This window comes from Halomonas sp. Cn5-12 (assembly GCF_021532545.1).
Lineage (GTDB): Bacteria > Pseudomonadota > Gammaproteobacteria > Pseudomonadales > Halomonadaceae > Vreelandella > Vreelandella aquamarina.
Genome location: NZ_JAKGAY010000065.1, coordinates 1 through 4,549, shown reverse-complemented (window position 1 = coordinate 4,549; position 4,549 = coordinate 1). Strand labels below are relative to the sequence as shown.

Sequence of the window (4,549 nt, the reverse complement as noted above, 5' to 3'; positions counted from 1 at the left end):
CCGATCAGCACGGTGGGTTTTGGCAATAACGGGCTTGCGAAAGCCAACTTGCACGGGGCGAATGATCAAAAAGTGCTCGCTGGCGGTGATAGGGAAAGTGTCGGCGCCGGCTTCACGGATTCAGGTTAATGAGATACGCGCTGATGAAGGGGAAATCGAATTTTCTGGTGGGCGAGTGCTCAAGCTAAACGAACAGCAGGGCGGCCTAAGCGACGATGTGATGCGTTTTCAAATCGAGCGCACCGTCGCTGCACACTTTGCCAAGCTGAAAAAAGTCAAGGAAAGCGGCATTAAAGTGCTAAGCCTGTTCTTTATCGACAAGGTGGCCAATTACCGCGCTTATGATGATGAAGGCAACGATGTGCCCGGCAAGTTTGCAAAATGGTTTGAAGATGCCTTCGAGAAATATGCCGCCAAGGCGCACTATAAAGATTTGATTCCTTACTCCGCTAGCGAAGTACATAACGGCTACTTCTCTGGGGATAAAAAAGGCAAAGGGGCCTCCGCTAAAAAAGTATGGGTGGATAGCACCGAGCGCGGTTCTAAAAAGGATGATGATACTTATACCTTGATCATGCAGGACAAAGAGCGGTTGTTAGATATGGCAGAGCCGCTGCAGTTTATTTTTAGCCACTCGGCCCTGCGGGAAGGCTGGGATAACCCCAATGTGTTCCAGATCTGCACTCTGAACGAAACCCAAAGCCAGTTGAAAAAGCGCCAGGAAATTGGCCGTGGCTTGCGCCTTGCGGTGAACCAACAGGGTGAGCGGATACACGACAAAAGCATCAATGTGCTCACGGTGATTCCCAATGAAAGCTACGAGGTGTTTGCCCGCACTCTGCAGCAGGAAATTGAAGACGAAACCGATGTCAGCTTCAAAGGCCGGGTGAAAAATGCCCGCGCCAAGGCGCGTGTACAGCGCAAGGCGCTGAGTGCTGAAGACGAGGCGCTTTTCAAGGCGATCTGGCAGCGCATCAATTACCAGACCCGCTACAGCGTGACGCTGGATACGCCTGAGCTGATTGAAAAATGCGTGGAAGTTTTAACGGATACTAACCAGTATCCTAAAGTTCAGGCTCCCAAGGTGCGCTCTCGCAAAGCCAAGCTGCACATGAATGAGGAAGGTATTCAGGGTGTGGAAACCGGTATTGATGAAAGCAACGCCAGTTACCAAAACGTGCCGGTACCGGATGTTTACGCCTACATTCAAAACCGTGTGCATCTGACGCGCGCCACCTTGTTTGCGATTCTTGACCAGTCCAATCGCCTGGATGAGCTGCTGATCAACCCCCAGGCGTTTCTGGATACCGTGGTTACTGCGATTAAAACTGAGCTTCAAGCGCTGCTGGTGAAAGGCATTGAGTACCATGAAATCAACGGCAAACGCTACGAGATGACACTGTTTGATGAGCCTGTAGAAACCTACCTGAGCAGCGTCTACCCGCAAACCAGCGATGATGTAACCACCCCCTTGAACAAAACTCTGCTGGAAGCCCAACCGCTAGAGAGCGATACTCAAGACCCTAAGGGCGACGCTTTCAGCTGTGTAATGAGCGACAGCGAGGTAGAAAACACCTTTGCCCATGAGTGTTCGCTCGACCCACGCGTCAGGTTCTTCTTCAAGCTGCCGGGCAAGTTCAAAATTGCCACCCCGCTGGGCACCTACAACCCTGATTGGGCAGTAGTGTTTGAAAATGAAGAGCGGGTTTACTTCGTTGCTGAAACCAAGTCCAGCACTGTCAAGACAGACCTGCGCCGTAATGAAAGCTTAAAGATTGAATGTGGGCATAAGCACTTCTCGCTGACTGATGATGTTACTTTCAAGGAAGTCAGCAGTTTAAGTGCACTGATCTCTCAGTAAACCACTGAAGGAAAGCGTATGTTCCAAACCCTGGCGTTGGAGAATTTTACCGCCTTTAAGGAAACCTCTTTCGAGTGGTCGCCGGGCGTGAACGTGCTTATCGGTGCCAATGGCACCGGTAAAACGCATATCATGAAATTAATGTATGCCTTGCAGATGCAGGGTCACGATGCGGCTGAACTGAAAAAGAAGCTGGCGGCGGTTTTTCGCCCTAGCGGCGATAAAGTATCACGCTTGGTTAACCGCAAAAAAGGCAGCAATACGGCGCGCATTAGCTTGTCCAACAGTGCGGCCCAGTCGTTATCGCTTACCTTTGATACCACTAGGCATCACACGTTTGAACTCCAGGGTGAGTGGGCTGTCGAGCGTTCCCCCGTATTCATTCCCGTTAAAGAGGTGCTCTCTTTCGCTCCCGGCTTTATCTCGCTCTATGATAAATATGAGCTCGCGTTCGAGGAAGTCTATTACGATATTATCAAACAAGCTTACTTGCCTGCCCGCAAGGGAATGCCACTCAATGATGAAAAGCCACTATTAGAGCTCATCCGCAAGACGGTAGGTGGAAAGGTGACATTAGAGGGAGATGAATTTCACCTTAGCGCAGGAAGTAAGAAGTTGGAAATGTCGCTGGTGGCAGAAGGGCACCGCAAATTGGCTCTGATTTGGCAGTTGATCCATAATGGCTCGCTATTTGCCAACAACACACTATTTTGGGATGAGCCAGAAGCGAACCTTAACCCTGCGCTCATGCCAGAGGTGGCTAAAATTCTGCTTATGCTTGCAGAGCGTGGTGTGCAAGTATTTGTAGCAACCCACGATTATGCCTTTCTGCGGGAATTGGATTTTGCGCGTCAGGAGACGCCTACACGCTACTTCTCCCTTGAGCTAACGCAGGAGGATGGCGTTATTGCACATAGTTTCAGCCGCTACCGGGACATTCGGCCTAATAAAATTGCGGACGAGTTTCAGCGTCTTTATGACTTGGAAGTTCGTCACTCGCTGGGGGACTTTTCGTGAAACCCTGGGAGGCAAAGCCGGAGTGGTGCGAGTCTGATTTATACTTTGATTTTTCTCAAGCTCGTCAAGTAATTAAGCTAGACGACCAAGTGGCAGCCGCTGGTTTAACGCATCTATTAAAGGGTGGCGTTGATTTTGTTGTGGAGTGGGACACGCAATTATGGCTGCTGGAAATTAAAGACCCAGAGAGCGGTGCTATTCCTGAACAGCATCGAGAAAAGCAGAGGCAACGCTTTCTTGCGGATATCGTCAGCCAATCGCTTATCGAGCGGCATTTATTCCCGAAACTGCGTGACAGCCTTATCTTTTTGGGGTTGGAGTATGGCGTCGTCAATAAGCCGCTGCGCTATATTACCTTAATAGGTTTGAGTGACTTAGAGCCTGCTCAGTTAGCAGGTTTACGAGACAGGCTCTGGCGAACAGAATGGGTGTCTGGGCCGCGTTATAGCGGTTGGCGCAAATCCTTTGATGTGCAGGCGTTCAACGTTGATCAATGGAATCGCCTGATGACCAAGTGCCCTATACTGCGTATCAGCCAGCAGTAGGCGGCTTTTCTTGGCGTTCATTACCCTACACAAACCCCATTGGCTGGCGCTGCCCTTGCTGTTCGCGCTCTTCCAGCGTTAGCGCATCCAGTAGCGTATTCAAGCGGATGGGCAGCCCTCGTAAGTCCAGTTGGTCTAGCGCTGTACGCACGTTGCCGGGGGTTAGGCGGCGCTGGGCTAGGTGGTTGGCGGGAATGGTGGCTAAACGGCGGTGGTCGCGTTCGGGTAGAACGGCTTTCAGCAGTTCGCGCAGCGGCTCGGGGGCTAGCGTTAGCTTTAGGTGTTGCCGACACCATAACGTAGTGATGACTACCACTCGCCACTGTCCATCAGCGACCCTTGCTCAACGGCTGGGTTGTAGATGTAGCACCAAGCGTCACCGTATTGGGTAGGGAGAGTCGTGCGGTTATAGAGGCCTTGGCTTGGCGCGTGGTGAAAGTAGCCCTCTAACTGGTCGAGCCGCGCTAGCTGTTCAGCGTTAATGGCATACACCTCCACCGCAACGCCTGTGGATGGCGTGAGCTTAGCGCCTGGGTAGGGGCCAAGGTCGTAAAGTGTGATCCCCGTTAAACGGTCTTGACCCAGCATATCTGCGCCGTTTAACCAATGATGATTGCGATGCCCGTGCTTTAACGTGCCGTACACCGCCACCCGAGGGCAGCGCTGAATGGCTTGGTGAAGGTGATTCATTGGGTTGCTCATCTTGATTATCGAGTGTCTTGCAAAAGGGTGACGTTACCAAAGCGCCGCTTTCTTGCACTGCTTTACAATGTGGTGGCGCTGTTGTTGCAAGCGTAACCAAGCGTTATCGGGTAATCCTGCATCTTTCAGTGCTTGCTGCATCTCTTTTGAGTCGGCAAATCGAAGCAGTAACTCTCGTAGACGTTTAATCTCTCGCTTGATAAACGGATAGCTAAGCTGGCTCTGCTGCTCAGCTAGCAGTTTCCAGTCACGAGATAAAAGCTGCATGGCGTTGTTTTGGTAGCCAATAGAGAATGCCGAGTTAAGCTCAGTTCTTGTGTATGGAGGGCAGTAGAGAGGGTGGCGTATCCTGTTGATTGATCTCGCCAGATCACAACCAACATAGGACGGATACGCCATGAGCAATTCTACTCTCCAAGCCGTG

At 51.3% G+C, this 4,549-nt stretch carries 6 protein-coding genes; 3 read left to right on the top strand and 3 right to left on the bottom strand.

Going from position 1 to position 4,549, the window contains the following annotated elements; translation table 11 throughout:
* Positions 1–175 precede the first annotated feature (175 nt).
* Genes L1249_RS17625 through L1249_RS17135 form a run of 3 tightly spaced genes read left to right on the top strand, consistent with a single transcriptional unit; the run spans position 176 to position 3,423 of the window.
* Positions 176–1,861 carry a restriction endonuclease gene (locus L1249_RS17625; RefSeq protein WP_230835219.1) on the top strand — a complete coding sequence of 562 codons (1,686 nt, stop codon included), beginning with the start codon at positions 176–178 and terminating at the stop codon, positions 1,859–1,861.
* An 18-nt stretch (positions 1,862–1,879) separates the two neighbouring features.
* Positions 1,880–2,878, top strand: a complete 999-nt coding sequence (locus L1249_RS17140) for an AAA family ATPase (protein ID WP_062360264.1) — start codon at positions 1,880–1,882, stop codon at positions 2,876–2,878.
* Complete coding sequence (locus tag L1249_RS17135; protein WP_054645381.1) at positions 2,875–3,423, top strand: hypothetical protein; 549 nt, start codon at positions 2,875–2,877, stop codon at positions 3,421–3,423. Before L1249_RS17140 ends, L1249_RS17135 begins: the two co-directional genes overlap by 4 nt.
* Positions 3,424–3,448: 25 nt before the next feature.
* Here the strand turns inward: L1249_RS17135 and L1249_RS17130 are convergent, their stop codons facing one another.
* The 3 genes from L1249_RS17130 to L1249_RS17120 form a co-directional block, all read right to left on the bottom strand.
* Positions 3,449–3,739, bottom strand: coding sequence for a hypothetical protein (locus L1249_RS17130; RefSeq protein WP_054641800.1), 291 nt, complete (start codon positions 3,737–3,739; stop codon positions 3,449–3,451).
* Positions 3,733–4,113, bottom strand: coding sequence for a gamma-glutamylcyclotransferase family protein (locus L1249_RS17125; protein ID WP_054645382.1), 381 nt, complete (start codon positions 4,111–4,113; stop codon positions 3,733–3,735). Before L1249_RS17125 ends, L1249_RS17130 begins: the two co-directional genes overlap by 7 nt.
* Positions 4,114–4,158: 45 nt before the next feature.
* A partial coding sequence (locus L1249_RS17120; protein ID WP_235253796.1) for a hypothetical protein occupies positions 4,159–4,549 on the bottom strand: 391 nt, incomplete at its 5' end.